Annotated in this window: 31 protein-coding genes and 1 pseudogene; 21 read left to right on the top strand and 11 right to left on the bottom strand. The window is 64.8% G+C overall.

Annotated elements, in window-relative coordinates; translation table 11 throughout:
* Window positions 1-795, bottom strand: coding sequence for an enoyl-CoA hydratase/isomerase family protein (locus ACOOHF_RS16770; protein WP_420462573.1), 795 nt, complete (start codon window positions 793-795; stop codon window positions 1-3).
* Window positions 796-1,087: 292 nt separating this feature from the next.
* Between ACOOHF_RS16770 and ACOOHF_RS16765 the strand changes: the two genes are divergently transcribed.
* From ACOOHF_RS16765 to ACOOHF_RS16745, 5 genes are all read left to right on the top strand, one after another.
* Window positions 1,088-2,353: an MFS transporter gene (locus tag ACOOHF_RS16765; RefSeq protein ID WP_420462572.1), complete on the top strand. Its 1,266-nt coding sequence runs from the start codon at window positions 1,088-1,090 to the stop codon at window positions 2,351-2,353.
* The gene (locus ACOOHF_RS16760; RefSeq protein WP_420462571.1) at window positions 2,350-3,099 is read left to right on the top strand and encodes an alpha/beta family hydrolase; all 750 of its coding nucleotides are present in this window, start codon (window positions 2,350-2,352) and stop codon (window positions 3,097-3,099) included. The genes ACOOHF_RS16765 and ACOOHF_RS16760 overlap by 4 nt, the downstream gene beginning before the upstream one ends.
* Window positions 3,100-3,189: 90 nt before the next feature.
* A complete protein-coding gene (locus ACOOHF_RS16755; protein ID WP_420462570.1) occupies window positions 3,190-3,411 on the top strand; it encodes a DUF6364 family protein in 222 nt (73 codons plus the stop codon).
* Complete coding sequence (locus ACOOHF_RS16750) at window positions 3,408-3,575, top strand: hypothetical protein (RefSeq protein WP_420462569.1); 168 nt, start codon at window positions 3,408-3,410, stop codon at window positions 3,573-3,575. The genes ACOOHF_RS16755 and ACOOHF_RS16750 overlap by 4 nt, the downstream gene beginning before the upstream one ends.
* A gap of 4 nt (window positions 3,576-3,579) precedes the next feature.
* Window positions 3,580-3,873 (top strand): hypothetical protein, encoded by a 294-nt coding sequence (locus ACOOHF_RS16745; RefSeq protein WP_420462568.1) that lies wholly within the window; start codon window positions 3,580-3,582, stop codon window positions 3,871-3,873.
* A 206-nt stretch (window positions 3,874-4,079) separates the two neighbouring features.
* Here the strand turns inward: ACOOHF_RS16745 and ACOOHF_RS16740 are convergent, their stop codons facing one another.
* On the bottom strand, window positions 4,080-4,385 hold the full coding sequence (locus ACOOHF_RS16740; RefSeq protein ID WP_420462567.1) for a helix-turn-helix domain-containing protein: 306 nt from the start codon (window positions 4,383-4,385) through the stop codon (window positions 4,080-4,082).
* A gap of 61 nt (window positions 4,386-4,446) precedes the next feature.
* Here ACOOHF_RS16740 and ACOOHF_RS16735 point away from each other — a divergent pair, with 61 nt between their 5' ends.
* The 5 genes from ACOOHF_RS16735 (at window position 4,447) to ACOOHF_RS16715 (ending at window position 9,295) form a co-directional block, all read left to right on the top strand.
* Entirely contained in the window at window positions 4,447-4,923 is a 477-nt protein-coding gene (locus tag ACOOHF_RS16735) for a FitA-like ribbon-helix-helix domain-containing protein (RefSeq protein WP_420462566.1), read from the top strand.
* Window positions 4,920-5,315: a type II toxin-antitoxin system VapC family toxin gene (locus ACOOHF_RS16730; protein ID WP_420462565.1), complete on the top strand. Its 396-nt coding sequence runs from the start codon at window positions 4,920-4,922 to the stop codon at window positions 5,313-5,315. Before ACOOHF_RS16735 ends, ACOOHF_RS16730 begins: the two co-directional genes overlap by 4 nt.
* A 72-nt stretch (window positions 5,316-5,387) precedes the next feature.
* Window positions 5,388-6,992: a M14 family metallopeptidase gene (locus ACOOHF_RS16725; protein WP_420464391.1), complete on the top strand. Its 1,605-nt coding sequence runs from the start codon at window positions 5,388-5,390 to the stop codon at window positions 6,990-6,992.
* A gap of 36 nt (window positions 6,993-7,028) precedes the next feature.
* Window positions 7,029-8,228, top strand: a complete 1,200-nt coding sequence (locus ACOOHF_RS16720) for an HIT domain-containing protein (protein WP_420462564.1) — start codon at window positions 7,029-7,031, stop codon at window positions 8,226-8,228.
* Complete coding sequence (locus tag ACOOHF_RS16715) at window positions 8,225-9,295, top strand: HNH endonuclease (RefSeq protein ID WP_420462563.1); 1,071 nt, start codon at window positions 8,225-8,227, stop codon at window positions 9,293-9,295. Before ACOOHF_RS16720 ends, ACOOHF_RS16715 begins: the two co-directional genes overlap by 4 nt.
* 225 nt (window positions 9,296-9,520) lie before the next feature.
* On the opposite strand, the gene tcmP is transcribed toward ACOOHF_RS16715, so the two are convergent.
* The 4 genes and pseudogenes from tcmP to ACOOHF_RS16695 form a co-directional block, all read right to left on the bottom strand.
* Window positions 9,521-10,393, bottom strand: coding sequence for a three-Cys-motif partner protein TcmP (gene tcmP, locus ACOOHF_RS16710; protein WP_420462562.1), 873 nt, complete (start codon window positions 10,391-10,393; stop codon window positions 9,521-9,523).
* Window positions 10,393-11,160 carry a DUF5131 family protein gene (locus ACOOHF_RS16705; protein WP_420464390.1) on the bottom strand — a complete coding sequence of 256 codons (768 nt, stop codon included), beginning with the start codon at window positions 11,158-11,160 and terminating at the stop codon, window positions 10,393-10,395. The genes tcmP and ACOOHF_RS16705 overlap by 1 nt, the downstream gene beginning before the upstream one ends.
* 353 nt (window positions 11,161-11,513) lie before the next feature.
* Window positions 11,514-11,903, bottom strand: a pseudogene (locus ACOOHF_RS16700) (thymidine kinase); the annotation flags it as partial.
* 42 nt (window positions 11,904-11,945) lie between these two features.
* Window positions 11,946-12,338, bottom strand: a complete 393-nt coding sequence (locus ACOOHF_RS16695) for a DUF1801 domain-containing protein (protein WP_420462561.1) — start codon at window positions 12,336-12,338, stop codon at window positions 11,946-11,948.
* Between the two features lie 133 nt (window positions 12,339-12,471).
* Here ACOOHF_RS16695 and ACOOHF_RS16690 point away from each other — a divergent pair, with 133 nt between their 5' ends.
* Together ACOOHF_RS16690 and ACOOHF_RS16685 are read left to right on the top strand one after the other, a co-directional pair.
* Entirely contained in the window at window positions 12,472-13,290 is an 819-nt protein-coding gene (locus ACOOHF_RS16690) for an oxidoreductase (protein WP_420462560.1), read from the top strand.
* Window positions 13,287-13,766 (top strand): hypothetical protein, encoded by a 480-nt coding sequence (locus tag ACOOHF_RS16685; RefSeq protein ID WP_420462559.1) that lies wholly within the window; start codon window positions 13,287-13,289, stop codon window positions 13,764-13,766. The genes ACOOHF_RS16690 and ACOOHF_RS16685 overlap by 4 nt, the downstream gene beginning before the upstream one ends.
* A gap of 170 nt (window positions 13,767-13,936) precedes the next feature.
* Here the strand turns inward: ACOOHF_RS16685 and ACOOHF_RS16680 are convergent, their stop codons facing one another.
* The 3 genes from ACOOHF_RS16680 to ACOOHF_RS16670 form a co-directional block, all read right to left on the bottom strand.
* Complete coding sequence (locus ACOOHF_RS16680) at window positions 13,937-14,914, bottom strand: ATP-grasp domain-containing protein (protein ID WP_420462558.1); 978 nt, start codon at window positions 14,912-14,914, stop codon at window positions 13,937-13,939.
* 172 nt (window positions 14,915-15,086) lie between these two features.
* The gene (locus ACOOHF_RS16675; RefSeq protein ID WP_420462557.1) at window positions 15,087-15,392 is read right to left on the bottom strand and encodes a hypothetical protein; all 306 of its coding nucleotides are present in this window, start codon (window positions 15,390-15,392) and stop codon (window positions 15,087-15,089) included.
* Window positions 15,392-15,628, bottom strand: a complete 237-nt coding sequence (locus ACOOHF_RS16670) for a HigA family addiction module antitoxin (RefSeq protein ID WP_420462556.1) — start codon at window positions 15,626-15,628, stop codon at window positions 15,392-15,394. Before ACOOHF_RS16670 ends, ACOOHF_RS16675 begins: the two co-directional genes overlap by 1 nt.
* A gap of 138 nt (window positions 15,629-15,766) precedes the next feature.
* Between ACOOHF_RS16670 and ACOOHF_RS16665 the strand changes: the two genes are divergently transcribed.
* From ACOOHF_RS16665 to ACOOHF_RS16655, 3 genes are all read left to right on the top strand, one after another.
* The gene (locus ACOOHF_RS16665; RefSeq protein WP_420462555.1) at window positions 15,767-16,015 is read left to right on the top strand and encodes a DUF433 domain-containing protein; all 249 of its coding nucleotides are present in this window, start codon (window positions 15,767-15,769) and stop codon (window positions 16,013-16,015) included.
* A gap of 77 nt (window positions 16,016-16,092) precedes the next feature.
* Window positions 16,093-16,464, top strand: a complete 372-nt coding sequence (locus tag ACOOHF_RS16660) for a toxin-antitoxin system TumE family protein (protein WP_420462554.1) — start codon at window positions 16,093-16,095, stop codon at window positions 16,462-16,464.
* On the top strand, window positions 16,461-16,853 hold the full coding sequence (locus ACOOHF_RS16655) for a helix-turn-helix domain-containing protein (RefSeq protein WP_420462553.1): 393 nt from the start codon (window positions 16,461-16,463) through the stop codon (window positions 16,851-16,853). The genes ACOOHF_RS16660 and ACOOHF_RS16655 overlap by 4 nt, the downstream gene beginning before the upstream one ends.
* A 9-nt stretch (window positions 16,854-16,862) precedes the next feature.
* Here ACOOHF_RS16655 and ACOOHF_RS16650 read toward each other — a convergent pair whose 3' ends face one another.
* Window positions 16,863-17,492 (bottom strand): hypothetical protein, encoded by a 630-nt coding sequence (locus ACOOHF_RS16650; RefSeq protein ID WP_420462552.1) that lies wholly within the window; start codon window positions 17,490-17,492, stop codon window positions 16,863-16,865.
* A gap of 321 nt (window positions 17,493-17,813) precedes the next feature.
* Here ACOOHF_RS16650 and ACOOHF_RS16645 point away from each other — a divergent pair, with 321 nt between their 5' ends.
* Together ACOOHF_RS16645 and ACOOHF_RS16640 are read left to right on the top strand one after the other, a co-directional pair.
* Entirely contained in the window at window positions 17,814-18,704 is an 891-nt protein-coding gene (locus ACOOHF_RS16645; protein WP_420462551.1) for a DUF5655 domain-containing protein, read from the top strand.
* A 33-nt stretch (window positions 18,705-18,737) separates the two neighbouring features.
* Entirely contained in the window at window positions 18,738-20,903 is a 2,166-nt protein-coding gene (locus ACOOHF_RS16640) for a type I restriction-modification system subunit M (protein WP_420462550.1), read from the top strand.
* A 116-nt stretch (window positions 20,904-21,019) separates the two neighbouring features.
* Here ACOOHF_RS16640 and ACOOHF_RS16635 read toward each other — a convergent pair whose 3' ends face one another.
* Window positions 21,020-21,223 (bottom strand): DUF2283 domain-containing protein, encoded by a 204-nt coding sequence (locus tag ACOOHF_RS16635; RefSeq protein ID WP_420462549.1) that lies wholly within the window; start codon window positions 21,221-21,223, stop codon window positions 21,020-21,022.
* 211 nt (window positions 21,224-21,434) lie between these two features.
* Here ACOOHF_RS16635 and ACOOHF_RS16630 point away from each other — a divergent pair, with 211 nt between their 5' ends.
* The 4 genes from ACOOHF_RS16630 to ACOOHF_RS16615 all read left to right on the top strand — a co-directional run bounded on the left by ACOOHF_RS16630 (window position 21,435) and on the right by ACOOHF_RS16615 (window position 25,911).
* Window positions 21,435-22,112 carry a hypothetical protein gene (locus tag ACOOHF_RS16630; RefSeq protein WP_420462548.1) on the top strand — a complete coding sequence of 226 codons (678 nt, stop codon included), beginning with the start codon at window positions 21,435-21,437 and terminating at the stop codon, window positions 22,110-22,112.
* Window positions 22,113-22,119: 7 nt separating this feature from the next.
* The gene (locus ACOOHF_RS16625; RefSeq protein ID WP_420462547.1) at window positions 22,120-22,686 is read left to right on the top strand and encodes a hypothetical protein; all 567 of its coding nucleotides are present in this window, start codon (window positions 22,120-22,122) and stop codon (window positions 22,684-22,686) included.
* Entirely contained in the window at window positions 22,683-25,136 is a 2,454-nt protein-coding gene (locus tag ACOOHF_RS16620; RefSeq protein WP_420462546.1) for an AAA family ATPase, read from the top strand. The genes ACOOHF_RS16625 and ACOOHF_RS16620 overlap by 4 nt, the downstream gene beginning before the upstream one ends.
* A gap of 166 nt (window positions 25,137-25,302) precedes the next feature.
* Entirely contained in the window at window positions 25,303-25,911 is a 609-nt protein-coding gene (locus tag ACOOHF_RS16615) for a type IV toxin-antitoxin system AbiEi family antitoxin domain-containing protein (RefSeq protein ID WP_420462545.1), read from the top strand.
* Window positions 25,912-25,927: the final 16 nt, after the last annotated feature.

The raw sequence follows: 25,927 nt of genomic DNA, 5'->3' as shown, positions 1-25,927 counted from the left end.
CTACCTCCCGGAGAACTCGGGTGCGCGCCGCTCCACGTAGGCAGCGAGGCCCTCGCGCGCGTCGTCCCCCTGGAAGAGTAACTGCTGCAGTTCGCGCTCGATCGCGAGTCCCTCGGAGAAGGGCACCTCGACCCCGCTGCACACCGCCCGCTTGATACGACCCACCGCCCGCGACGCCTTGTGCGGCGGCGTGAACTGCCGTGCATACTCCATGATCCGGGGGTGGAACGTCTCGTCGTCTCCTTCGAAAATCTTGTTGACCAGCCCCAGCTCGAGCGCCTCGTCGAACCCGAACGTGCGGCCTTCAACCATGAGTTCGATCGCCTTCGACTTGCCCAGCAGGCGGCCGAGCCGCTGTGTCCCGCCGGTCCCCGGGAGCACACCGAGGTTCACTTCCGGCAACCCGATCTTCCCCGCGTCCTTGCGCGCGATCCGGATGTCGCAGGCGAGCGCGATCTCGAGTCCGCCCCCGACCGTGTGTCCGTTGAGGGCCCCGATCACGAGCTTGGGCGTCTGCTCGAGGCGCGACAGCGTCTCGTTCGCGTGCAGGCAGAAGAAGTACTTGAAATAGGGGTCCGAGGTTCGGAGCATGTTGATGTTGGCCCCCGCGGAGAAGAACTTCTCTCCCTGACCCCGGATGACGATGACGTGGACGTCCTCGTCGAAGCGCGCGCGCAGGATCGCGTCGTCCAGGTCGCGCATCATCTCGTACGTGTATGTGTTCGCCGGCGGGTCGTCGATCGTGAACACCGCGACCCCGTCCTCAACCGCATATCGGATCAGTGTGTCAGCCATGGATTCCTTCCTCTTGAGAGCCGTCCTGAAGATGACGTGCGAGGGGCCGCCACGCGGGGGGCCCGGGCTTTCGGCGGAGGGTCAAACTATCCCGGCGCACACGTGACGGACAGTGAGTTCGCGCGCCGGGGTTGCCCCGCTCCGGAGCGCAACGCCGGGATCGCCCGGGGTGTCGTGAGCACAGCATCCGCGCGGCCACGAGAGTCGCGGCTCGCGCCTCCGGCCGACGCGGCCCAAGCGCGACCCGAGAGGGAGGAATCCGGGTTGAAGCAGGGATGACCACCACAACCGCATGCTGAGACGCGCCGGGCTCGGCGTCCTGTTCGGGACGGTGATGGTGGACATGATGGGCTTCGGGATCGTGCTCCCGCTGCTCCCGTTCTACGCCGAGGAACTGGGGGCCTCGCCTCGCTGGGTCACCCTCATCATCGCGTCGTTCTCCATCACGCAACTCGTGTCGGCCCCGATCTGGGGAAGGTTTTCGGATCGGCTGGGACGCCGGCGTCTGATCCTGGTCGGGCTCTTCGCCTCGGCGCTCTCCTACCTCCTGTTCGCGCTGGCCGACAGCCTGTGGCTGCTCCTCGTCTCGCGCGCGACGGCCGGCGCCGCCGGCGGGACGCTCGGCATCGCCCAGGCCTACGTGGCCGACTCCACGAAGGGGGAGGAGCGGGCCCGGGGCCTCGGCTTCATCGGGGCCGCGTCCGGCCTCGGCATCATGCTGGGCCCGGCGATCGGCGGCTACTTCAGCCGCTTCGGACTGGGGGTGCCGGGCCTCGTCGCCGCCGGCCTGTGCCTGTTCAACCTGCTGGCGGCCATGGCTCTGCTGCCGGAGTCGCGGCATTTCCGCTCCGGCCGGGCGGACGCCTCGAAGGGGGAGGCCGTGACGTTCAAGCTGTGGCTGCGGTCGCTGAGCCGCATGCCGCTGCGCCAACTCCTCTTCGTGTACGTGCTGACGATCGGCTGCTTCACCTCGATGACGTCGGTCCTCGCCCTGTATACGGAGCGCGTGTTCGCGATGACGGCGGCGGACATGGGTCTCGTGTTCACGCTCGCGGGCGGCGTCACGGTGATCGTGCGCGGCGGGCTGGTGGGGCGGATCGTGAAGCGGTTCGGCGAGCCGGCCACCGTGCGCGCCGGATGCCTGTTGCTCGCTCTCGGGGTGGGCGCGATCCCGTTCCTCTCCGACCGCTGGCAATTGTGGGTGCTCGTCCCGAGTTGGGCCTCGGCGACGGGGCTCATCTTCCCATCGCTGCACGCCCTCATCTCGCGGAACACGGACGAGCACTCGCAGGGTTCGGTGCTGGGCGGAAGCCAGGTGGCCGGCGGTCTCGGCCGAGTGGTGGCGCCACTCACGGCGGGTTGGCTGTTCGAACTGTACTCGATAAAGAGCCCGTTCCTGGTCGGGGCCGCGGCGTCGGCCCTCGCCCTGTGGCTGGCGCTCCGGATCCCCGCCGCGGTCGTCCGCAAGTCGGAGGAGGGTCTCGACCCCACCGACAGGTGGACGGGTCCGGTCGCCGCTCACGAGCCGCGCGACGCGCCGGACGCCAGGTTGCCGTGAGCCGCCGGGCGCCCCGAGCCGCGGCGGAGGTCGGCGCGACGCACCGGTTCCCCGAGCAGGCGCAGTTCGTGTCGCTGCGCTGGGGGGAGGTGTCGGCGCTCCTCGTCCGCCCGCCGGAGCCGCGGGCCATGCTCGCATTCGCGCACGGGGCGGGGGCGGGGATCGAGCATCCGTTCATGTCCGACATGGCGCAGCGGCTGGCGGGGCAGGGGATCGCGTCGCTCCGCTACCACTTCCCCTACATGGAGGCGCGGGCGCTCTCGGGGCGCCGCCGACCCCCGGACCGTCCGCCGGCGCTCGTCGAGACGGTCCGTGCCGCGGTCGCGAAGGCGGCCCGCCTCGCTGACGGACTCCCTCTCCTGGCGGGCGGCAAGTCCATGGGCGGCCGCATGACGTCGACCGCCGCCGCCGAGGTGCCGCTCCCCCGTGTCACGGGGCTCGTTTTCTTCGGGTTTCCTCTCCACGCGCCGGGCCGCCCGGAGCGCGCCGCGGAACGGTCGGCGCACCTGAGCCAGGTCACCGTTCCCATGCTCTTTCTGCAGGGGACGCGCGACGCGCTCGCCCGCCTCGACCTGATCGAAGAGACGTGTGGCTCGCTGGGGCCGCTCGCCACCCTGCATCGGCTCGAGGGCGCCGATCATTCCTTCCGCGTCCTCAAGCGCAGCGGACGCACCGCTGACGAATTGGCCGACGAGATGGCAGCAACGGTTCCCGCGTGGGCCGCTCGTCTCGAAACCTCCCCCTGACGTTCCCGGGCGGTCCTTGACCAACTCCGCGTTATACGTATACATTATAAGATAATACGTATACGTATATATGTACGAAGAGGCTGAGGTATGAAGACGAAACTCACCATCACGGTGGACTCCGAGGTGGTCCCTGCCGCCAAGCGATACGCGCGCGTCCGGGGTGTTTCGCTTTCGTCGCTCATCGAAGGGTCGCTGAAGGAGATGGTGCAAGACGAAGGTCCCTCCTTCACGGAGCGGTGGAGAGGGCAGTTTCGAGCCGCGAGTCGTGACGATCCGCGGTACGAAGCGCTGGCCCGGAAGTACCTGTGATTCTCCTGGATACGGACATCCTCATCGATGTCGCACTCGACCGTCGTCCGCATTCGGATGAAGCGACGGAGCTCAAGTACCGGCTCCAGAAGGGGCCGAGGAAGGCGATCGTCGCGTGGCAGCACGCTGTCGAACTTCTACTACCTCGTGGCCCCCCGGCGTAGCGGCATGGGTGCACGCGATTTCGTCGAGCACCTGACCCGGTTCGTGGCCGTTACGCCGTCAGGCACCGACGCCATCAAGTACGCAGCCGAACTCCCCATGACCGACTTCGAGGGACGCGATGCAGGTGGCACGCAGCGCGCGCGCTGTGGCGCCCGGCACATCGCTCACGAGGATGTGCGGATTTCCGCGGATCTCGGATACCCGGCGGTAGACCCCAGCGAGACGCCCTCGACACGCTCGAAGGGGTCCGACATCGCCCGACGCGGGAACGCATGCCGCGTTCTGTATGCATCATGATGATGACGCTGTGCGTTTGGACATGTCGATCTGGTACGCCGCGGCCGAGGCGTACCAGATCGCGAGCATTTCAGATCGTACGCTGACTCGTCCCGGATCCGCCTCCGCTCAACTCGTCTCAGACTGCCGCCGCGCGGCGTTTCAGCTATGGCACACGCCCCACGCGCGGGAGGGACGACTTGGCGACGAGAGCGGGATGGCGCACCCTATTTGCCGAGAGCGCGTACGACCGCCTCGGGGTCGCGGTCGATGACGGTGAGCAGGACACGGGCCGCACGGTCCGGGACCCGCCGTCCCTGTTCCCATTCCTGCACCGCCCGGACATCGAGCCCGAAGCTATCCGCGAACTTCTGGCGGCTCAGCTTAAGTCGCTTGCGTAGCGCCACGATGTGCTCGGCAGCGGGGTCATCGACGATTCGGCAGGGAAGCGGCGTTACGCCGCGCACATGGGCGAGCACTTCGTCGAGGGCCGCTTCCACCTCGCGGCTCACATCAGTTCGCCGGGTCGTCATCGGTTTCGTTCCTCCTCCTCTATCGTGGCAACCAGCCGCAACAGCAGACTCGCCCGGGTCAATGTGCGGCAGTGCCGCATCTCTCGCGAATCGGATCTGGCGCTGTCATAATGAAGCCAATTCCAATACATTACGCTTTCGCCAGGACGCTCACGCAGGCGGAGGACACTTGGGAGTACTCACGATTCGGAACGTGGACGACGATGTGATCGTCGCGCTCAAGGCACGAGCCAAGGCCAACCACCGCTCGCTGGAGGGCGAGTTGCGCCATCTGCTGGCCCGCTATGCGGCCCCGAAACCCACGCTCGGCGTAGTGCGCGAGCGAGCCCGGATGGCCGCCAGCTACAAGGCGACTCCGCGCGGCCGGAACACCACGGCCGATGTGACTGATGTCCAGGCCGGCAGCGGAGAATGGATGGGGGCCATGAGAGACTTAGGTGAAATCGTAGGCGACCTCCTATCCCCGGCCGCCGACCCCTCCGATTGGGCCGCACTGCGTTCGGAGACCGCCCAACCGAACGACGTTCAGACGCGGTGAATCTGCTCCTCGACACCCATATCTGGCTGTGGAGCTTACTGGACCCGGATCGGCTCTCCGCGCGGGCCCGCAGCGAACTGACCGAACCGGCGAACACCCTGGCGCTGTCGCCCGTGAGCGTCTGGGAGGCCTTGGTGCTCGCCGAGAAGGGACGCGTGCTCCTCCATCCCGATCCCTGGAGCTGGATCCGTACCGCCCTGACCGTCCGGCCCATGCATGAGATCCCGGTGACGTTCGATGTCGCGTTCGGAAGCCGCAGCATCCGTCTTGGTCATGCCGATCCCGCTGATCGTTTCATCGCGGCCACCGCCATGGTGCACGGCCTCACGCTGGTCACGGCAGACAAGTCGCTACTGCAGTGTCCCGACATCAGAGCGATCCCGGGCGCCTGACGCCTTCGCTTGGGCGATAGGTTAGGGTTGTTCGTGTGACAGCACCCGACCATTGGAAGGCGCGTGGAACGCATGGCGACATGGAAGGCTGGAGCGGCGACTTCGGGTCGGCTGGCGGCCTGCACGGCGGTTGCGGCCGTACTCACGGCGTGCGACGCCGCCGCGCCCCCGGACACTGCGTTTCTCACGCGGGCGGAGCGCACGGAGTATCGCGAAACCAGTTCGCACGCCGATGTCGTGGACTTCCTGGAGCGCGCGGCGGCCAGCGAGGCGTCGGTCCACTATTCGACATACGGCTATACGAACGAGGGACGGGCGCTTCCACTGGCCGTGGTGGGCGACGTCGAAGATCCGGGTCCGGCGTCCGTCAGAGCCTCCGGCAAGACGGTCGTCTACCTGCAGGGCAACATCCACGGCGGCGAAGTGTGCGGGAAGGAGGCGCTCCAGATGTTGCTCCGCGACCTCCTGGCCGGGCGCCACCGCGAATGGCTGGAGTCGATGATCCTGCTGATCGCGCCCATCTACAACGCGGACGGCAACGAACGGGTGAGCCTCACGAATCGCGGCCGTCAGCACGGGCCGATCGGAGGGATGGGTCAGCGGCCGAACGCTCAGGGCTATGACCTGAACCGCGATCACATGAAGCTCGACTCGCCCGAAGCGCGGTCGGTGGCGCGGTTGTTCAGCGAATACGATCCGCACGTAGCCATCGATCTGCATACGACGAACGGGACGCGGCACGCCTACCATATCACCTACTCGCCCCCGCTCCACCCCAACACGCCGGCCGGGATCGACGGTTTTCTCCGGGAGGGACTCCTTCCCCACGTGACCGGGGAGATCCGGGCCAGGTACGGCTGGGAGTACTACTACTACGGGAACGCGTCCGCGCGCGGTGGGGACGTGCGCGCCTGGTACACCTTCGACCACCGCCCGCGGTTCAACAACAACTACCTCGGTCTCCGCAACCGGATCGCGATCCTGAGCGAGGCCTACGCCTACGCGAGCTTCGAGGAGCGCGTGCTCTCGACGCTGTACTTCGTCGAGGAGGTCCTGGACTACGTCCATGAGCACGCGGACGAGGTCCGGCGCATCGTCGCCGATGCCGATGCCGCCGGAGTGGTGGGTGACTCGCTCGCGCTCCGCGCCGTGCCCGAGCGCTCGGCCGAGCCGGTCGACATCCTCATGGGCGCCACGGTCGAGGAGGCGCACCGCCTCACCGGGCGCCCGCTGCTGCTGCGGAGCGATACGCAGTACGTCGAGCCCATGTACGAGTACGGGACGTTCGCGCCGACGCTGCGCGAGCGCGTGCCCGCGGCCTACCTGATTCCCGCCGGTCTGGAGGAAGTTCTGACACGGCTCGCGGCACACGGGATCGCGCTCGAGCCGGCCGGGGCGACGCCTCTGGATGTGGAGGCGTTCCGAATCGATTCGGTGCGGACGGCCGAGCGACCGTTCCAGGGGCACAACGAGCAATCGCTCTTCGGGCGCTACGAGCCGAGCCGAGCCACCCCGGCCCCCGGAGACATGTGGGCGCGGGCCGACCAGCCGCTGGGACGGCTGCTGTTCAGCCTGCTCGAGCCGCGGTCGGACGACGGCTTCGCGAACTGGGGGTTTCTCGCGGACCGGCTGCGTGCCGGGGAGCTGTATCCGATTGTCCGTGTCCCGGGCAGCTGACGCACGTTCGTGGACGGTAGCGAGTGTCTTCGGCCCATGAAGCGCGTCATCGCCATCGATTGGTCCGGAGCCAAGACCGGGGCCCGGTCCAAGATCTGGCTTGCCGAGGTCCGTGATGGACGCCTTACGCGTCTGGAGTCGGGGCGTGATCGTACGGAAATCGTCGCGCATCTGATCCGTGATGCCGATGCGGACCCCGGTGTTGTCGTTGGCCTCGATTTCGCGTTCTCCTTCCCCCGCTGGTATGCGGAGCAATTGGGTGCGACGTCGATCGAGACGCTCTGGAATCTCGTCGCCGAGCAAGGCGAGGACTGGCTACGCAATTGCCCGGACCCCTTCTGGGGAAAGCCTGGAAGGGGCAAGCCGGAGCTGCCCGAGCATTTTCGGCGCACGGAGGAGTGCGCGTCCACACTGGAGGGTTCGACTCCCAAGAGCGTCTTCCAGATCGGCGGCGCGGGGGCGGTTGGCACGGGCTCGATCCGAGGAATGCCTCACTTGGTGACACTCCGCACGGCAGGCTTCTCGATCTGGCCCTTTCACGAAGCCCAGCCGCCCCTGGTGATCGAGATCTATCCACGGCTGCTGACCGGCCCGGTGAACAAGTCCGATGCTTTCGCGCGAGAGGCGTACCTCGCTCAGGGTTTTCCCGAGATTGACGACGCACTCGCACACAAGGCCGCTTCCTCCGAGGACGCCTTTGACGCAGCGGTATCAGCGGTGATCATGAGCCGCCATGCGGACGAGATCTCCACGCTCACCGCGACTCGAGACCGCACGGAGCGCCTCGAGGGAAGAATCTGGTGGCCTCGGGAGCGCCGAGAGGCGGTCGCAAGCTCCACGCGTAGTGCTGATCCACGGTCCGACTGCCCGTTCTGCGACGTGCCCGGAGAATCCGTGGTAGCCGAGTCGCGGCATGCCGTGGCCATTCGGGACCGGTATCCCGTGAGTCGCGGCCACACGCTCGTGGTCCCCAGGGCTCACGCGGAGACTCTATTCGCCCAGAGTGCCGAGATCCAAGCGGACGTATGGCGTCTCGTGGCGAGGGTGAGAGATGAGCTTGGGTCAGGGTTCAATCCCGACGGCTTCAATGTCGGACTCAACGATGGGCAGGCAGCCGGTCAGACCGTGCAACACGCGCACGTGCATGTCATCCCCCGCTTCAACGGGGATATGGCTGATCCAAGAGGCGGCATTCGCTGGATCCTACCCGAGCACGCCGCTTATTGGGACCAATGAACGAGCCAAGACCGCCTACGGCCGAAGAGCAGCTCGCCTTCCTCCGTTCGCTCCAGCGCCTTCTGGACGAGGGAAGCTTTACCTCCAGTTACAAGTTTGCGTTGCTTCATGCCATCGCGGACCTGTGCATTCGCAAGGGAGACGATAGTGGCGCGGAACTGGAGCTATCCACCTCTGAGATCGCGGAGCAGTTCGTCCGGCTGTACTGGCGCCAGGTCGCACCGTTCGTCGCAGGCGATGACAAGCGGGTCCTGAGACAGAACACGGGCCAAACGGCAACTGTTGTGCGCGAATTGGCTGAGCGCCACAACCGTTATCAGGGCTCTCTGGCCGAACTCGAGAGGAGTTCGGCGGACTGGGGCGACGTGCGGCGCAGGGTCGAGCAGACGGTAAGAAGAATGCCGCTTTGGAGGTTGCAGACCGTCGGATCCGAACGCCTGGAGTTCCTGTACGAGAACGTCGATGTCGGTGGGGTTGTCCGGCTCGAGCCCGGGGTCGCCTACTGCTTTCGGGCCTTCTACCCGATGGTAACCGACATGATCGAGGGGGCGTGGTCCCACTTCGTTCAGCGACGCAACCCTCAGCTGTTGGGCCAGGTCGTGGAGCTACGGTCGTTCCTCTTCGGGTCTCGGCGCAGCTCGCTTTCCGCGTACCGTCCTCTGCTCAGGGATCTGCAGCACGGCCGTTGCTTCTACTGCGAAAACGACATCAAGGCGGGCGGGGACGTCGATCACTTCATCCCCTGGCGACGATACTCGCTGGAGCTTGGCCATAACTTCGTCTTGGCCCACAAGGGGTGTAACTCATACAAGTCGGACCTGCTTGCCGCGGAGGAACATCTCGAACGATGGACCGAGCGGAGCCTTGTCTACAGATACGAACTTGAGGAAGGCTTCGATGAGCGCGGAGTCCTGCACGACTGGCCTGCGACTCGTCAGATCGCACGCTGGGCCTACCGCCAGGTACACCAGGCGGGAGGACAGGTATGGGTTCAAGCCAGGGAGCTGAGGCCGCTGTCAGACGATTGGCGGCAGATACTCTCCGCGGTACCCCACGCAGCTGCATGACGGATGCCGATCGACATGGGTCAGAATCAGCAACCGTTCCCGCCAGGATCGGTGAACAAGACCGACCCGCCGCGATGGGACCCAACTCAGCCAGCCGACCAGCGGTCTCGGCGTCTCCGCACACGACCAGTGCTGGTCTCTTCCGCCCTCGGGACACGGTTGTTTGGCCCGCATCGCTCGGATTACCAGGGGGCATGTTCGAGGCCCCCCGGGGGCTGACTCGCGTCAGAGTAACGTCAGCTGTTCGTCGAGTCCGAGGCGAGTAGCATTCCAGAAAGTTTGCGCAAGAGGATGCTTGCTGTACAGCACGAGGTAATAGAGCAGGACGTTCTTGTTCTTCTCGAGCAACCGGATCGGATGGGCATCATCAGGCCTCGCAGGACGATATCCCACTCCCTTCATCGCCTCGTCGAACTTTTCGAGCATAAAGCGAACTACGTTGTTAGCTCGATAGCCGCGGGCCGTCCATTCATCCCGCCAGTTCGCGTCGTCGATAAGTTTGGCGATGCGGGTATCGTTTTCGTCTTCGAGGTAGCGGCGGAAATTCGTCCGCACATCGCGACCGAGCATCAGTAGGACAAGGAAGTCCATCCTGTATCTCCCGCCGAGCTGCTTGAGAATTGAGAAGTCTAGCTCAGCCGAGAACGGGTCGACGAAACAAAACGATAGAAGGCCCCTACCCTTACTGAATAACGGCATTTCCTCGATGATTGCGGGGACCGCTTCCGACACATCCTTATTGATGAGACTCACGTCATAGTCCCCGCCGAGTGCACCGATGCGAGCTTCCAGCGCCGCGATGCAGTCGGGATTGTTGTCGACGAAGATGTACTTGGTGAAGGGATCCGGTACCTGAAGCGCCGAAATGGCCGTTGTGGACACGATCTCGTTGGTCTCGGACACCCGCGCTCTTCCAGCTCCTGAATACAACCCCAGATAGGCCCGCTGGGGCCACTTCTTCTTCATGGCCGTGGTGAAGAGTCTCACATAGTAATTGTGCGCTCTGATCTTCCGGAGAGAGTGCTCCTTGATGGGCGGTGTGTAGAGGCCATCGTCTTCCAATCCGCAGACGAGTCCGTCCCCTATGGTTGCGCTCATCAACCAGCCACCGCCCGGGGCATGTCATCCCACAACCTGCCCTCAAGTTCCCTGCCACCCGCCTTCGGCGTGCGCCCGCCCCACTGCTTGAAGAAGAACGGAACGCTAGCGGCTTGGCATTGATTGCGAAGCTCAAGAACCCACTCGGTTTCCATCGGGCGCCTGACAGGACCGCTTTCGCCACCAGCGATCAGCCAGTGAATGCCAGTCAGGTCAAGCCTCAGCGGACCGACGAGCGGCTCACACGAAAGGAATCGAACAGTGGCGGGAACACTCCGAAGGTGGCGAACACGGTACGCCACCGACTGATCTTCGACCGAGGCACCCAGCCAGATATGCGCCGGAAACGGCCCGTCGTCAAAGAGATCCTGGTTGTTCTCCCAAAAGCGAAGAGCTCTCGCTGGACGCTTAGTGAGGATCTGATACGTATGCCAGTTTGCCCGGAGCATCGTGGCAAAAATGCTTCGTGCAAACTCCCGCGGTACATGGGCGTGGAAGAGATCGCTCATACTATTGACGAAGATCATTCTCGGTTCGCGCCACTTCTCGGGCTGGGCGAGCCGCTCCGGCCAGATGCGGACTGCGAAGGGATCTGCGCGCGTGATGTCGGAATCAACAACAGGCGTACGGGCAAGGTACGCGCTTCGGAGCAGCCTTCCCGCCAGCGTGGCCGCATAGCAGTGCTCACATCCCTTGGAGACGCGGGTGCATCCAGTAACGGGATTCCAGGTCGCATCCGTCCATTCGATTCCCGTGCGTTTTGACATCGGAACCTCCTTAGTGTGCAGCACCGAAGAAAAGCCGAAATCGAGCTTAACCATTCCTTTCTCGGGAAGCCAGACGGACACCACTGCCCCGATCGATATCACCAACCCCTCGGCAACAAGGAGTAGCGGATGCGCGGCGCCGAGGCGATTCCTTCGGTTCCGTCAGCGCGCATGCGCGCTCTACTGCGTCTGTCATACCGCGCGGTCATCCAGGGTTTGGAGGGCACACGCGCGGGAATTTCGAACTGCTTCGCTCTTCGGATGCCAACCAGAACCGCGCCCCGAAACCGCTCGGGTGGAGCGCCACCGTCAAGAACATCTTGTCCAAGGTCAGTCGTGCTAACGGCACTACACTAAGCCCCCTCCCAGCCCTCCGTTTCACGCCTCGACAGCAGCTCCGTCTGGGCACGGCCTCGCTGCGGCACGTCGTGGCAACGGCGGCAGCGCGCCTCGTAGGACTCGGCGCCTCCCACCTGGATCGTCGGTCCCTCCGCGGGCGCCGGCTCCCCGTCGATGAGACGCTGGTTCCTGGTCGCCGGATCGCCGCACACGACGCAGATCGCGTGCAGCTGGTCGATCCGCTCCGCGCGAGCCAGGAGCAGCCCCATGGGGCCGAAGGGCTCGCCGCGGAAGTCCATGTCGGTGCCGGCCACGATCACGCGCATCCCGGCATCCGCCAGCGCATCGGCAACCTCGCACACGCCGTCGTCCAGGAACTGGGCCTCGTCGATGGCGACGACCTCGATCCAACCGTGTCTCGCCCTGTGCAACATGGCTATTCCCGCCTACCGGTCATGGAATCCCTTCCCATCAAGCAGCCCCGCTTGTTCGACTTCGATCGCTTCACGGGTGTAGGCCTCGATACTCTTCGCCTTCCGCGCGACGTCCTGCACGCTGGTGAAGCGCATGCGGTATCCGGCACGCGAATTGGGCCCCTGCCTCTCGAGAACGCCGTCCGGGTCTCTCAGCAGTGCGCCCTTGAAGAACAAGAGCGCGAGGAAGTCCTTCATTCTCTGGATGATGCAGATGTTCTTGCCGTCATGGGCGTAGCAAGGATTTCCCCACTTCAACTCTTCGGTCAGGCCGCATTCCAGGAGGATCTCTCGCAGCTGATCCGCTTCCTGCCGCCAACGCATGGCGTTGCTGAATGCCTTGTCGACCTCGGGGTTTCCGGCCATCGCTTTCGCCCCTCCGTGTTTCAGTTCTTCCGGATCTCCCCCAACGCTAACATCGTGTCGACGCCCTCGAACATGAACCGGGTACGGGCCGCGGGCGGGAAGGCGGCACGACGCCGAGAGAAGGAGCAGCGCCATGCGCAAAGTCATGCTGGTCACCGGAGCATCGTCCGGCATCGGTCGTGAGGTCGCGATCCTGCTCGCTCGGAAGGGCCACAGCGTGTACGCCGGCGCCCGCCGGCTGGATCGCATGCAGGATCTGGCCGAACACGGCATCACTCCCGTCGAGATGGACGTCACCAGGGGCGACGACAACGAACGGGCCGTAAGCGGGATCATCGAGAGCGAGGGGCGCATCGACGTCCTGATCAACAACGCGGGCTTCGGCCTCTACGGGCCCGTCGAGGACATCCCGCTCGAGGACGCGAGATACCAGTTCGAGGTGAACCTCTTCGGCCTCGCCCACCTTACCCAGCTCGTCCTGCCGCACATGAGAGCCCAGGGCTCGGGCCGGATCATCAACGTCTCATCCATACTGGGCCGGGTCTTCGTGCCCCTCGGGGCCTGGTACCACGCGACCAAGCACGCCCTGGAGGGCTGGTCGGACTGCCTCCGCTTCGAGACCGCACCCTTCAACATCCAGGTCATCCTCATCGAACCGGGCGCGATCAAGACCGAGTTCGCCGACGTAATGCGAGCCCAGTTTCGCAAGTACTGCGGCGACACCGCGTACAAGGCTCAGGTAGACCGGTTCCTCAAGAGGATGGACGACCCGAGGCTCATGGAGCGCGCCACCGACGCCGAGGTTTTTGCGAAGGTGTTCCTGGAGGCCGCGACGACCAGGAAGCCACGCCGGAGATACGCCAGGGGATCGATGGCGCGCCCCGTGATGTTCCTCAGGAAGTGGTTCGGCGACGGGGTCTACGAATTCATGCTGCGCCGTGCCTTCCGATGAAGTCACGGTCGCCACTGGGGAGGCCGCCGAGCCGACACACGTCTCCCGGTGCGTGGCTGGACGAGGAGGCCTCCGGCCTGATCGGGCGAGCGGCAAGGCTTCTCGGCGAATCGCTGGTGGGTGTCGTTGCCTTCGGCTCGTGGACGCGCGGCGAGAGCCGAGCGGCTTCGGACTTCGATGTCCTGTTGATCGCCGAGGAATGTGTCCCGATTACGAGGGAGCTGTATCGGCGTTGGGACAGCGAGCCGGCGCTTCATTGGCGCGGTCACGAGGTCGAGCCGGACTTCGTCCACCTCCCGGCGGAGGGAGCCGTACCTTCCGGCATGTGGGCGGAGGTGGCGACCGACGGTGTTGTACTCCATGAGCGGGGTCCGGAGGTATCGGAACGGCTCGCGGGTATCCGCGGAATGATCTCGGCGGGCCGGATCTCCCGCCGCCGCGTCCACGGGCAGTCGTATTGGGTGAGGGCCGATTGATGCGGAACGTCGGGCTGGCCCGCGAAGCCGAGGCACTGGCGGGATCATCCCGCCACCTCCGCCGGGACCGCGAACTCGCCTTCTACGGGGCCGAGGGGTCCCGGACCGCTCCCGGATCTTGACGAGGGGCCGCCGAGCGGGGCGACCCCTGGACAGCCAGGGCGTTCCGCTCAACAGGCAATGCGCCGCGGCCGGCGCCGCCGGCCCGGGATCGCCGTTCTGCGTACGTACCGGGCCACCTCGCCCATTCCGTCGACGCCGATGCGGGCGCCCAACGTCCGGTTGTAGTTCGTCGTGCCGTTGATGTCGTACGTGTAGCGGTTGCCCCGCGCGTCCTCCACGAATTCGATCCCGGCGATCTCGATCCCCTCGTCGTTGCACAGCCGGATGTACTTCTGCACCAATGGGTCGTCGGCCGTGATCGGGGAGGAACTGAAGAGGCCGGTTGCACCCATCTGGAGCTTCTCTCGCCTCGAGGGCATCGGATTGCACACATCCGAGGGGCAGAGCTCGAACCCTTCGGCCGTGGAACTCCGCATTGCGAACAGGAAGCGGCCGCCAACGATCTCCACCCTCGTGATGAACGGCTCCGGGGCGCTGACGTACTGCTGGAGGATCATCCTGGCGCCGGGCCCGGCGTCGAAGCCATCGCCATCGAGATACTGCTCGAGCTCCCGGGGGTGGTGGAAGAGCCGGATACCCAGACCCTTGCCCCCCTGGTCATGCTTCGTGATGAACGGGCCGTCGAAGGTGGCGGCCGCTTCGAGCAAATGCTCTCTCCCGACGGCCAGCACGGTGCGAGGTGTGCTGATCCCGTGTCGCCGCAGGACGAGGTCCTGCCGGAGCTTGCTCATCTCCAGCTCGAACGCGCAGAGCCCGTTCATCACTCGACGGCCGTGGGACTCCAGCCAGTACAGGAGCTGCCGGGCCAACTCGACCGTGTGGACATGGCCCCGTGTGTGTGACGACGGGCTGATGCGATTGATCCACATGCCCTCGGGAGGAGGTGTCGACGGGTCGACGAGCCCCTCGTTCACGTGCACGAGGCGGACCCGGAAGCCCTCCTTCTCGAGTGCCTCCCGAAGGGGCGGAATCCAGGCAGAGTTTTCGTACAGGACGTGTATCTTCGGCAGAACCGGGCGGATCATGATGTTCTCTCAGCTTCGAGGAGCGGGCGGAAGACGACGGATCAGGGCACGAAAAAGCCGCCCGGGTCGGTGGACCGGGGCGGCTGGAAAACGGCTTGAGCTTGGGGGCTCAGCGCATCAACACACCCGGATCCACGCGTCGCATGGACACGAACACCTACAGGCGCACGTGCTACAGGCGCAGGTCGCTCTGCGGGCGCGGAGGGGTCGGATGCCGGGCGCGTGGATCATGACGCGAGAAGATGCCCGGGTCGGCTTCGCGGGGCAACCGGGATGAGTCATGGTCTCGCGGGTTGGTAGCGCTCGACCGCGATCTCATGTGCGGGTTCGCATCCGCGAGGCGTCGTGCCCCTCTCCGCACGCCGAGAATCCCGGCGGCCTTCGTCACGTTCAAGCCGAGTTCGTCGATGACCTCGGTGCGAATGAAGTCACCGGGATGGGAAGGAGTCATATTCACCTTGATTCCGCGGTCAGCCATCAGTGGTAATCCTCTCGGCCCGCTCGCCGTGCCTGTGCGAGTTCATAGCTTGCCTGCATCCGCATCCAGTGATCCGCGCTGCCCCAGCCGACCGCCTCCAACGCCAGGGCCATTTTCGCGGAAACGCCCGCCTTGCTGTTGAGCAGTCGCGACAGCGTCCCGCGTTCGCACCTCAGACGGGCCGCCGTCTCGGTCACATTCCATCCGACCTCTTCCATGCTCTCGCGGATCAGCACGCGACTACGCGAGTCCTTGGCGATGCGGACCAAAGCTTTCCCGAAGCAGTCGCGATATCGTTACCTTGGAACTTGCGGCGAACCCGCCGAGGCGACGAATCCTTGGCCGACGGTGTGGCGGCCGAAACTGGAGCTCCGATGGACAGGTTGAACAAGCCCATGAACTGGCGAGACCACATTACCGTCGATCCCGAGATCTGCCACGGAAGAGCCTGCATCACCGGCACTCGGGTCCTCGTGACGACCGTACTCGATAATCTGGCGGCGGGACTGGATTCCCAGGCAATCGTCGAAAGCTACCCTTCGGTCACACCCGAAGCCGTCCGCGCGGCGATATGCTACGCCGCCGAGCTGGCCAAGGAGCGGGTTCTCTCGTTCTCCGGCTAGGAGATCTCTCCTTGAGGTTCAAACTCGACGAGAACCTTGTTCTTGTCCGGGTTATCAGGATATGATAACTCATCGCGATGAGGGAGCCGACACGCGATCCCGGATTGGACACACTACTCGAGCTGCATGGCGAGACGATGTTCGTGGACGACATCGGGCACTGGGTGAAGTTCGTCGTCGTGCAGACCGAGGCGACGCCGGAACGACCGCACGGCCTCAGCTACTCGTTGACGCTGCACGCGCCGGATGGCGCCAGGCTGGTTGGCTTCGATAACGCGCACCTGGGAAGGGAGAGACGAGGTCCGGGCAGGCGGCAACGTGCGCCGCACGATCATCTGCATCGGCTGCGGACGATCCGGCCCTATGAGTACAAGGACGCTGCCGCGCTGCTGGAGGATTTCTGGAGGGAAGTGGACCAGGTACTTGGAGAAGAAGGCTCGATTCCATGAAGACACTGGAGATCGGCATCGCCAGCTACGACCAGATGAAGGCGCGCACCCTGGCGATTGCCCGTGGCGAGCACATGCCTGCGAAGGGTGAGCCGAAGGTGTGGTTCACCTCGATCGAGAGCTTCGCGAAGTTGCTGTCCGAGCACAATCGGCATCTCCTGGGACTGATTGCCCGCGAGCGACCGCGTTCGATCACGGAGCTCGCGGACTTGGCCGGGCGAAGCAAGTCGAACCTTTCGCGTACGCTGAAGACGATGTCGCGATACGGACTCGTGCAGTTGCAACCCGGAGAGCGTGGCACGCTGGTGCCCCGGGTCCCCTACGACCAGGTGCGGCTCGATGTCTCGTTGACGGGGATGAAGAGCGGATCCGCCGACGCCAGCCCGTGAATCGCTGATTCAAGAGCGCGAGAGCCAGAATCGGCCGACCGCTTCGGTATACAGCGGCCAGCAATGTCTGCGCTGCGGATTGAACTGCCCGTAGTTGCCGGGGTGGTAGCTGTGGAGCCAGAGAACGGTCCTCGCCCCCGGCTCGAGTTCGATGAAGCCGGTCTCGTAGCGAGCGTCATTCTTGTAGCCGCTCGCGGGTAGCCTCCGCGCGTCGTGCTGCAGGATGTCGAAGTTCCTTCGGATGGCGACTTCGGCCCAGCCGCCTTGGGTCACGACGACATCCGGGCTCAGGAGGCGTAGTTCTCCGGGAATGAAACGGCGGCAGTTCTCGAACAGAACCTTGTCGGCCTGCTTTCGCTGCGACTTGTTCTGGCAACATTTCGCGCTGTTGACGTGGGCGAAGTAGAGCCGTGAGTCGACGACCGTGAGTTCCGGTTTGAACGGGCGGAGCAGCTCGAACGCCATTTCGTGGGTGCGGTACCAGTGCTTGTTCTTCGGAAGCGCTGCCACATCGTAAGCGAGGTTCCCTTCGCGAACGGCCTCGGCCGTCCGTTGTCGCGGATCCGGATCGGCACTACCGGAGTCGAGCGAGAGGAAGAGCAGGCGCGGGAGTTCTCGCTCTTCATAGCGTGGACCCACGTAACTCGCCTTGGCCGACGTGAAGTCTGGGGATCCCCCAGAGCAAGCTGAATGCGAGGAACAACGAAATCTGTCCGGCAAGATGCCGTGTTCCTCGTAGAAGACGTTGAGTTTTCTCAGCATGACGTAAGGGTCGAGTGAAGTCAGGCGGTCACGTGCCGAGTGTGGCGTCACGTCACGCGCTTTCCGCGAACGCGGAGGGAGTTTAGCCCCCTTGCCGCTTCCGCGCGCTCCGCTGACGTTCACGTTCCCGCGGGAACGCCGCCCTGATGCGGCGAGGCTTCTCGCCCCGCTCGTCACGCCGATTCGACCGAGATCAAGATGACGACCGACATCAAGCTCTTCGCGATCGACAAGCAACCCGCCACCGAGATTCCGGGTCGCGCATCGACGGTCGAGAAGACGCTACACCAGTTGATCGAGCGGAATCTTGAAGCCTTGCTCGGAATCCGTTTGCTGGGGAGTGAGTACTCGACGGGCAGGAAGCAGCGAGGTCGGATCGACACGCTGGGCATCGATGAGAACGCGTGCCCGGTGATCATCGAATACAAGCGGGCCACCAACGAGAACGTGATCAATCAGGGTTTGTTCTACCTCGATTGGCTGCTCGATCATCGCTCGGAATTCGAACTCCTTGTGCTCCGCAAGCTGGGCGAGGCTGCGGCTGCGGAAATCGATTGGTCGGCCCCGCGGTTGATCTGCATTGCGGGCGGTTACACGCGCTACGATGAGCACGCGGTGGAGCAGATGAACCGCAACATCGAGTTGATCCGATATCGGCGCTTTGGGACGAAGCTTCTCATGCTGGAGATGGTCAACGCGTCCTCCGCCGAGCCCGGCCCGGCGCTTGGCAACACGGCGGGAGCGGGACGGTCGATGTCAGAGATCTTGGAAGCCCTGGATGGCCCGCTCTCGGAGCTATACGAAGCCCTGAGAAGGCACCTGAAAGACCTGGGCGACGACATCCAGGAAAAAACACTGCAAAACTACGTCGCCTTCAGGCGCCTCCGGAACTTCGCGCGCGTCAAGGTCTTCTCGGATAGCTTGAGAGTCTACCTCAAGGTCGATCCCACAACGGTGGCGCTGAAACCCGGCTTCACCGAGGATGTGCGCGGCAAGGGACGCGCCGCATCGCTGTCCGTTACGCTCAGGACACTCGATGACCTCGAACGCGCGAAACCCCTATTCCAACAGAGCTACGAGGTGAGTTGAGGAGATGGGCCCGAGCCACCTGCGGTTGAGCGCATGACGCATACGGAGATCGTCAGCTTCATCTGGGATGTCGCGAACCTGATTCGGGACAGCTTCAAGCGGGGGAAGTACCAGGACGTGATCCTCCCGCTGACCGTGCTGCGGCGGCTCGACTGCGTGCTCGCGCCGACGAAGGAGAAGGTGTTGGCGCGTAAGGCCAAGCTGCGGGGTCTCGGCCTGGAGGACATGGACGCGCAGCTGAAGAAGGCCGCGAAGTTCGCCTTCTACAACACCTCCCAGTACAACTTCGAGCGCCTCCTAGCCGACGCGCCCCAGCTGGCCGCGAACCTGCGTAACTACATCGTCGGGTTCAGCGATGAGATGCGGGAGGTCATCGAGCGGTTCGACTTCGACAACACGATCAGCAAGCTCGACGAGGCGCAGCTGCTGTACCAGGTGGTGGAGCGATTCGGGACGCTCGACCTCCATCCCGACGTGGTCGACAACGCCACCATGGGGACGATCTTCGAGGAGCTGATCCGGAAGTTCAACGAGGCCCTCGACGAGAACCCCGGCGAGCACTTCACGCCGCGGGATGTGGTCCAACTCATGGTCGAGCTGATGCTCGCGGGCGACGAGGAGCAGCTCTCGCGGGTGGGGACGGTGCGCAGCGTCTACGACCCCTGCTGCGGCTCCGGCGGCATGCTGATGATCGCCAAGCAGCGGATTCTCGAGGGCAGGCGGGCGAACGGCGAACTCCTGCGGCCTCCGATCAATCGCGACGCGGACATCCACCTGTTCGGGCAGGAGGTGAACCCCGAGACGTGGGCCATGTCGAGGTCGGACTTCTTCATGAAGGATCCGGAGGGCCACGACGCGAAGAGAATCGCCTTCGGCAGTACCCTCTCCAACGACCGGCACGCGGACCGGCGCTTCGATTATCTGATCGCCAATCCGCCGTACGGGAAGGACTGGAAGCGGGACAAGGACGCGGTCAAGGCGGAGCACGCACGCGGGGCGGCCGGCCGTTTCGGCCCCGGGCTCCCGAGGATCAGCGACGGGCAGACGCTGTTCCTTCTTCACATGCTCGCGCGCGAGAGGCCACCGGAGAAGGGCGGGACGCGCATCGCGATCATCATGAACGGATCGCCGCTCTTCACCGGCGACGCCGGGGGTGGCGAGAGCGAGATCCGTCGGCACATCCTTGAGAACGACCTCCTCGAGGCGCTAGTCGCGCTGCCGGAACAGCTGTTCTATAACACCGGGATCGGCACGTACATCTGGCTGCTCACGAACCGCAAGGCGCCGGAGCGGGCGGGCAAGGTGCAGCTCATCGACGCCACCTCCTTCTGGACGCCGCTCAAGAAGAGTCTGGGGGACAAGCGGCGGGAGATCCCTCCGGAGAAGGCGGCCGACATCCTGGCGCTGCTCCGAGGTTTCCGGGACGGGGAGACGCGCGCCGTACCCGGCGACGACGGCGAGGAGGACGTGATCGTCAGCCGCGTCTTCCCCGCGACCCGGTTCGGGTTCCGGAAGATCACCGTGGAGCGTCCGCTGCAACTCAACTTCCGAGCGAACGAGGAGCGGATCGCGCGGCTGGACGAGCTGAAGGCGTTCGCGAACCTCGCCAGGTCGCGGAAGCGGGGCGAGGCGGGGGAGCGCGAGGAAGCGGAAGGCCGGGCTCTGCAGGCATCGATCGGGGCGGCGCTCGGGACGGTGCCGGACGCTCTCTACGAGGATCGCGAGACGTTCGCCGCCGACCTCGACGAGGCCATGGAAGGGACGGGGATCAAGCTACGGGTTCCCCTGCGGAAGGCGATCCTCAAGGCGCTCTCGGAACGCGACGAAACGGCGGAGATCTGCCGCGCGGCCAACGGCGACCCGGAGCCCGACCCGGAGCTTCGGGACACCGAGCGCGTGCCGCTCCCGGATGGTGGCGACCCGGTGGGCGACGACGGAGTCCCGGAGAGCGTGCGCGAGTTCTTCGAGCGCGAGGTGGCACCGCACGCGCCCGACGGCTGGATCGACACGACGAAGCGCGACCGGCGCGACGGGGAGGTCGGCCTCGTGGGATACGAGATCAACTTCAACCGCTACTTCTACCGCTTCAAGCCGCCCCGCCCGCTCGATGAGATCGAAGCGGACATCGGGTTGATCGGCGCCGAAATCGTGGAGATGCTGCGGGAGGTGGCGCGGATCCCCTACAGCTCGGAGTCCTGACCTTCACCGGCGTCAACGGAATCGTTGACAACAGATCTGTTGACGCACGCACTCACAGATTCGGTGCGTGTCGGAGGCCCGCCGCGTGACTCCATTGGCGCGCGTCAGGTGATGCGTTAGGAACGCAGCGGCAGAGCCTTGGCTTCCAGCGTGGAGAGATCCAGGCGGATCGAGGCGCGGTCGATATCGAATCCGACGATGTGTCCGCGAGCATCCAGGTCGATCTGGACTCCGTCGGCGACCTCACGCGTCTCGGTGCCCGGACCCTCCTGGAACTCGACGTAGAGGCTGTCGGTGTCGGGATAGTAGTGCAGTCTCATCGTGATCCCCTTATGAGGCTGCGATCAAAGAAAGCGTTGTTGATGGTCTCGCCATCGTCAAGCGTCACAACGCACCCTCCAGCTCCCGAGATTTTCGTCAACAGGATTGTTGACAACAAATCTGTTGACTACTAGTCTTAGAGTGAACTCGCGAGCGACTGGGCATTCACCGGCCGGTCAGCTTGACACCCGCACAAGAACGGAGCACTGCATGAGATCATCGACTGGCCGCTGGGTGAGCGGCGACGACTTTTTCAACCGAGACGGGGAACTGAGCATCCTCGAATCACGAATCCGGGACGGGAATCACATCGTGATGACCGGCCAGCGCCGAATGGGCAAGACCAGCATCCTGCAAGAACTGGGGCGTCGGCTGGAGGAGAAGGGATGGATCTTCCTCTTCGCCGATGTGGAAGGGGCCATCTCCGAGGAGGATGTGGTCACCAAGATTGCGGAGGCCGTGCATCGATATCAGCCTCTCCCGCGACGAGCATGGAACATCGTGGGGCGTCGCTCGGCGGAGCTGTGGCGACGGGTCAAGCAAATACGTGCCCGCGACTTCGCCGTCGAGTTTCGGTCGGTGCTGGACGCTGGGAACTGGAGGCATCACGGCCACCAGCTCGTCCGGCGCTGTGCTTCGTTCGACAAGCCCGTCGTCGTTGCCGTTGACGAAGTGCCGATCTTCCTGTCGAGGCTGCTGCAGCAGGAGGATGGTGCCGCTCGCGTGGATGTGTTCCTTAGCTGGCTCAGGGCCGCATTCCAGCAGCAGGCTGGCACGTCGGCGGTCCTCGTCGTCTCCGGCAGCATCGGGCTCGCCCCCTTGGTCCAGCGACTGGGCATCTCGGATCGGATCAATCACCTGGATCCGTTTCGGCCCATGGGATCGTGAGACCTCGGTGGGGTGCCTCGAGCAACTCGCCGCGAGCGGCGGCTTCGCCGTGGACGAAGGTGTGGCGGAGGCGGTATACGATCGCCTCGGGATCGGTATCCCGCAGCACGTCCAGTCCTTTTTCGCGCGCCTGCGCGATTACGCTTTGAGGCACGATCGGGAGTGCATCACGATGGAGGATGTGGACGCGGTGTACCGCACGGAACTCCTTGGGCCCTCCGGACAGAACGACCTCGCCCACTACGAAGCGCGCCTGAGGGACGGCGTGGGCGACGAAACTCGTTACGGCATCGCGATGGAGATCCTGGCGGAGGCGGCCGTTCAAGGTGTCTTCACGCCGGAGGCACGCCATCATCTCGAGACCCGGTATTCCAAGCTCCCGTCCAACGCCCCGCGGCAAGTCATCGAGACATTGGATGTTCTCGTGCACGATGGCTATTTGGAGTCCGACACCGAGGGCTACCGGTTCGCCTCGAACCTGCTTCGAGACTGGTGGAAGGCTCGCTTCCGCGACCACTATGCGCCGCTAACGGCCGCGTCGCGCACCACCTCCGGCGAGATCGATCCGAAATGAGCCAATCGCGCGCCCGCACGATCCGAAAGTTCAACCCCGGGGTTTTCCAGTCCGACCGGGAGATCATCGACCAGTTCGTCGTTCGGGATCGAGAACTCGGTACGGTCCTCGATGTGATCCGAGGGAATATCGATGCGCCTTCATGCCAACACACGCTCGTCGTCGGTCCCCGCGGCCGCGGCAAGACCATGCTCCTCGCCCGCGTCGCCGCCGAGCTGCGGACGGATCCGCACCTGAGCCAGGCGTTGTTCCCCGTGCGGTTCATGGAGGAGAGTCTGGAGATCTTCAACATCGAGGACTTCTGGCTGGAGGCGCTGTTCCACCTGGCGCGGGAGTGTGCCCCACATCACGCCGACCTCTCGGAGGAGCTTGACGCGACGCGCGCCGACCTCGCGGGAAGGCGCGGCGAGGACGTGGCCGCGTCCGCGCGGGCCCGTGTTCTCGATACCGCCGACCGGCTCGGGAGGCGGCTGGTGCTCATGGTGGAGAACCTGCAGGACCTTTGCGACGATGTGGACGAGGACTTCGGGTGGCAGCTTCGCGAGTCTCTCCAGTCGCACCCCGAAGTCATCCTCCTGGGCTCCGCCACGAGCCACTTCGAGGGGCTGAAGGATGCCGGGCAACCGTTCTTCGAGCTGTTCCGCATTGTTCAGTTGCATCCGCTGAGTACCGCGGAATGCCGTCGTCTGTGGCGTGTCGTCAGCGGTGAGGAACGCGAGGACCGGCAGATGCGGCCGATCGAGATCTTCACCGGTGGAAGTCCCCGCCTGCTGGTGATCCTCGCGGAGTTCGGCCGTCATCGGTCGACGACCCAGTTGATGGAAGAGATGGTGAGCCTGATCGACGACCACACCGAATACTTCCGCGGACATCTGGACGCGTTGCCCAAGGCCGAACGGCGAGTGTATCTGGCGGCGGCCGACCTGTGGCGGCCATCGAGCACGCGCGAGATTGCCGACCGAGCCCGCCTCGACGTGCGGAAGGTCTCGTCTTTTCTCGGCCGCTTGAAGAAACGAGGCGCGATCAAGGTCGAAGGCCGGAGCCGACGCCGGCTGTACAGCGTCTCCGAGGGCCTCTACTGCATCTACTACAAACTGAGACACCAACGCGACGAGGCGGCAGTCGTGCGCGGCGTGATTCATTTCATGATGGCGTTCTATGAGTCGGACGAAGCTGCGGCGATGCTCGGAGCCCTTCTGGGCGATGTGGCGTTTCACGACGCGTTTTTCGGTGGAGGAGAGGATCTCGATCTGAGCAAGATCGCTCCGGGCATGGCGGCCGCGACGCATCAAGAACTTGCGAAGCGCTACGAGGCTCCCGGTGATGGGGATCGTCAGATACGGCTGGCGGGCGAACTCCTCGACATCGGATCCAGGTTCGGCCAATCGGGTCAGTTGGCGCGCTCGATCGAGTACAGCGACGAGGTGATTCGGTGCTTTGAATCGGTGCCGGAGCCGGAAGTCCAGTCAGCGGTCGCCAGGGCGTTCGTGAACAAGGGGGTGGCGACAGAGAAATCTGGTTCGTTGGACGCGGCGATAGAGCCATTCTCCGCCGTCGTGGGCCGCTTTGGCGACCTGTCAGCGCCGGAAATCCAAGAGTGCGTCGGAACGGCGCTCCTGAACAAGGGATACCTGCACGGCAAGCTGAAGGAGCCCGACGAGGCCATCGCCGCCTACGACGAAGCCGTTCGCCGCTTCGGTGCCAGTCGGCTCCCGAGAGTGAAGCTGTGCGTGGCCATGTGCCTCCGGAATAAGGGGTCGATGCTGGTCTTGGATTCTCCCGACGCTGCGCAGCTCGTCTGGGACGATCTCGTCGAGCGGTTCATCGACGACGAGGCACCAGAGATTCAGGAGCAGGTGGCCAGCGCGCTCGTCAAGAAGGCCGGTGCCGCACTTGTGGGGGGCAGCGGCGAACTGGCCGTCGAGGCGAGCGATAGGGCGGTAGATCGGTATGGCGGTAGCCGGGATCCGCGCGTCCTGCGGGAAATCGCGCTCGCTCTCGAGATGAAGGCGCAGGCGCAGAATCACCTGGGTCTTCCCGGCGAGGCGCTGGCCACGTGCCGGACGCTCGTCGACAGGTTCGGGGCCGTGGAGAGCGACCCGGGCGTTCCCGCGAGCTGGCGCGCGATGGGGATCGAGGTCATGGCGCAGATACGAGGGCGGGACGAGCGCGCCGCCCTGCGTATCTTCCGAAGGCTCTGCGACGAAATGGACGACGAAAACCCGGTGATGCTCCATAAGCTCGTCTGGGACACGATCGACCTGGTCGCCTGCGGCGCTCCGCCGGGACCGTTTGCCGATGTGCTCGCCCGGTCCGCCGAGCAGTCGGAGGCGCTGGTACCGCTGCTCGCCGCGCTCCGGAAGCTATCGGGTCACCCCACGCGGGTCCCCGAAGAAGTGGCCCAAGTCGCCGATGACGTGATCGACATGATACATGATCGGTCTGCGTGACGCCTCGACCCGAGGCCACCCCAAGGATGACAACGGACTCCCGCGCAAACCGCCCCATCGCTCCGGTACGGCGTCGTTGAGACGGGGTGGACTCGAAGCTCGTACTCCGAGAAATTGTCGGCATTGGTTTTCTACTGCCGACGTTTTTGTAGAAGTTGGATGCCCGATGAGTCAGGAATCCCCGAACGACGAGCGGCTCTCCGAGACGGGTCTCGGTACGTTCTTCCGTCCTTGCGACGCGGAAGCCGCCGGCATCGGCTACCATGAGCTTCGGCGCCTGGAAGACCTCGGCCTGGTCGAGCGCGAAGGGTGGGGCCTCTACCGGCAGACGCGTGCCGACATCACGAGCCACCACACGATCGCGGCCGTCTGCGCACGGGCGCGGCAGGCGGTCGTCTGCCTGCTCACGGCACTGGAAGTGTACGACATCGGCACGCAGATGCCGCACCAGGTCTGGATCGCGATCCCTCACAAATCGCGCGTCCCGGCGCTCGGGGGGCTGCCGGTTCGCATCACGCGGTTCAGCGCGGCGTCCCTCACGTACGGTGTTGTGGACACGGAATTCGACGGCGTGCCTGCGAAGATCACGACGCCGGCGCGGACGGTGGTGGATTGCTTTCGGTTTCGAAGCAAGGTCGGACTCGAACCCGCGCTCGAGGCGCTGCACGAGGTGCTCGATGACGGGAAGGCGACGCCGGACGAGATCCGGCGGGCCGCAGAGGCCTGCCGTGCTCGGTCACTACTGATCCCGGCGCTGAGGATGCGAAGTCGCTGAGCGCGGACGAGAGGTC

Source organism: Candidatus Palauibacter sp. (genome assembly GCF_965216145.1).
Lineage (GTDB): Bacteria > Gemmatimonadota > Gemmatimonadetes > Palauibacterales > Palauibacteraceae > Palauibacter.
The sequence above is the reverse complement of the archived record's forward strand: the minus strand, read 5'-3'. Positions and strand labels throughout refer to the sequence as shown.

Bases quoted from the DNA above. Each gene is read 5' to 3' on its own strand.
- ACOOHF_RS16705 (WP_420464390.1), bottom strand. From the start codon at position 11,160: ATGTCAAAACGCACGGGAATCGAATGGACGGATGCGACCTGGAATCCC.
- ACOOHF_RS16725 (WP_420464391.1), top strand. From the start codon at position 5,388: ATGGCGACATGGAAGGCTGGAGCGGCGACTTCGGGTCGGCTGGCGGCC.
- ACOOHF_RS16620 (WP_420462546.1), top strand. From the start codon at position 22,683: ATGAGCCAATCGCGCGCCCGCACGATCCGAAAGTTCAACCCCGGGGTT.
- ACOOHF_RS16660 (WP_420462554.1), top strand. From the start codon at position 16,093: ATGAGGGAGCCGACACGCGATCCCGGATTGGACACACTACTCGAGCTG.
- ACOOHF_RS16765 (WP_420462572.1), top strand. From the start codon at position 1,088: ATGCTGAGACGCGCCGGGCTCGGCGTCCTGTTCGGGACGGTGATGGTG.
- tcmP (WP_420462562.1), bottom strand. From the start codon at position 10,393: ATGAGCGCAACCATAGGGGACGGACTCGTCTGCGGATTGGAAGACGAT.
- ACOOHF_RS16695 (WP_420462561.1), bottom strand. From the start codon at position 12,338: ATGGCCGGAAACCCCGAGGTCGACAAGGCATTCAGCAACGCCATGCGT.
- ACOOHF_RS16770 (WP_420462573.1), bottom strand. From the start codon at position 795: ATGGCTGACACACTGATCCGATATGCGGTTGAGGACGGGGTCGCGGTG.
- ACOOHF_RS16640 (WP_420462550.1), top strand. From the start codon at position 18,738: ATGACGCATACGGAGATCGTCAGCTTCATCTGGGATGTCGCGAACCTG.
- ACOOHF_RS16735 (WP_420462566.1), top strand. From the start codon at position 4,447: ATGTGCGGCAGTGCCGCATCTCTCGCGAATCGGATCTGGCGCTGTCAT.
- ACOOHF_RS16645 (WP_420462551.1), top strand. From the start codon at position 17,814: ATGACGACCGACATCAAGCTCTTCGCGATCGACAAGCAACCCGCCACC.
- ACOOHF_RS16720 (WP_420462564.1), top strand. From the start codon at position 7,029: ATGAAGCGCGTCATCGCCATCGATTGGTCCGGAGCCAAGACCGGGGCC.
- ACOOHF_RS16665 (WP_420462555.1), top strand. From the start codon at position 15,767: ATGGACAGGTTGAACAAGCCCATGAACTGGCGAGACCACATTACCGTC.
- ACOOHF_RS16615 (WP_420462545.1), top strand. From the start codon at position 25,303: ATGAGTCAGGAATCCCCGAACGACGAGCGGCTCTCCGAGACGGGTCTC.
- ACOOHF_RS16680 (WP_420462558.1), bottom strand. From the start codon at position 14,914: ATGATCCGCCCGGTTCTGCCGAAGATACACGTCCTGTACGAAAACTCT.
- ACOOHF_RS16630 (WP_420462548.1), top strand. From the start codon at position 21,435: ATGAGATCATCGACTGGCCGCTGGGTGAGCGGCGACGACTTTTTCAAC.
- ACOOHF_RS16740 (WP_420462567.1), bottom strand. From the start codon at position 4,385: ATGACGACCCGGCGAACTGATGTGAGCCGCGAGGTGGAAGCGGCCCTC.
- ACOOHF_RS16635 (WP_420462549.1), bottom strand. From the start codon at position 21,223: ATGAGACTGCACTACTATCCCGACACCGACAGCCTCTACGTCGAGTTC.
- ACOOHF_RS16745 (WP_420462568.1), top strand. From the start codon at position 3,580: ATGGGTGCACGCGATTTCGTCGAGCACCTGACCCGGTTCGTGGCCGTT.
- ACOOHF_RS16690 (WP_420462560.1), top strand. From the start codon at position 12,472: ATGCGCAAAGTCATGCTGGTCACCGGAGCATCGTCCGGCATCGGTCGT.
- ACOOHF_RS16715 (WP_420462563.1), top strand. From the start codon at position 8,225: ATGAACGAGCCAAGACCGCCTACGGCCGAAGAGCAGCTCGCCTTCCTC.
- ACOOHF_RS16685 (WP_420462559.1), top strand. From the start codon at position 13,287: ATGAAGTCACGGTCGCCACTGGGGAGGCCGCCGAGCCGACACACGTCT.
- ACOOHF_RS16755 (WP_420462570.1), top strand. From the start codon at position 3,190: ATGAAGACGAAACTCACCATCACGGTGGACTCCGAGGTGGTCCCTGCC.
- ACOOHF_RS16675 (WP_420462557.1), bottom strand. From the start codon at position 15,392: ATGGCTGACCGCGGAATCAAGGTGAATATGACTCCTTCCCATCCCGGT.
- ACOOHF_RS16655 (WP_420462553.1), top strand. From the start codon at position 16,461: ATGAAGACACTGGAGATCGGCATCGCCAGCTACGACCAGATGAAGGCG.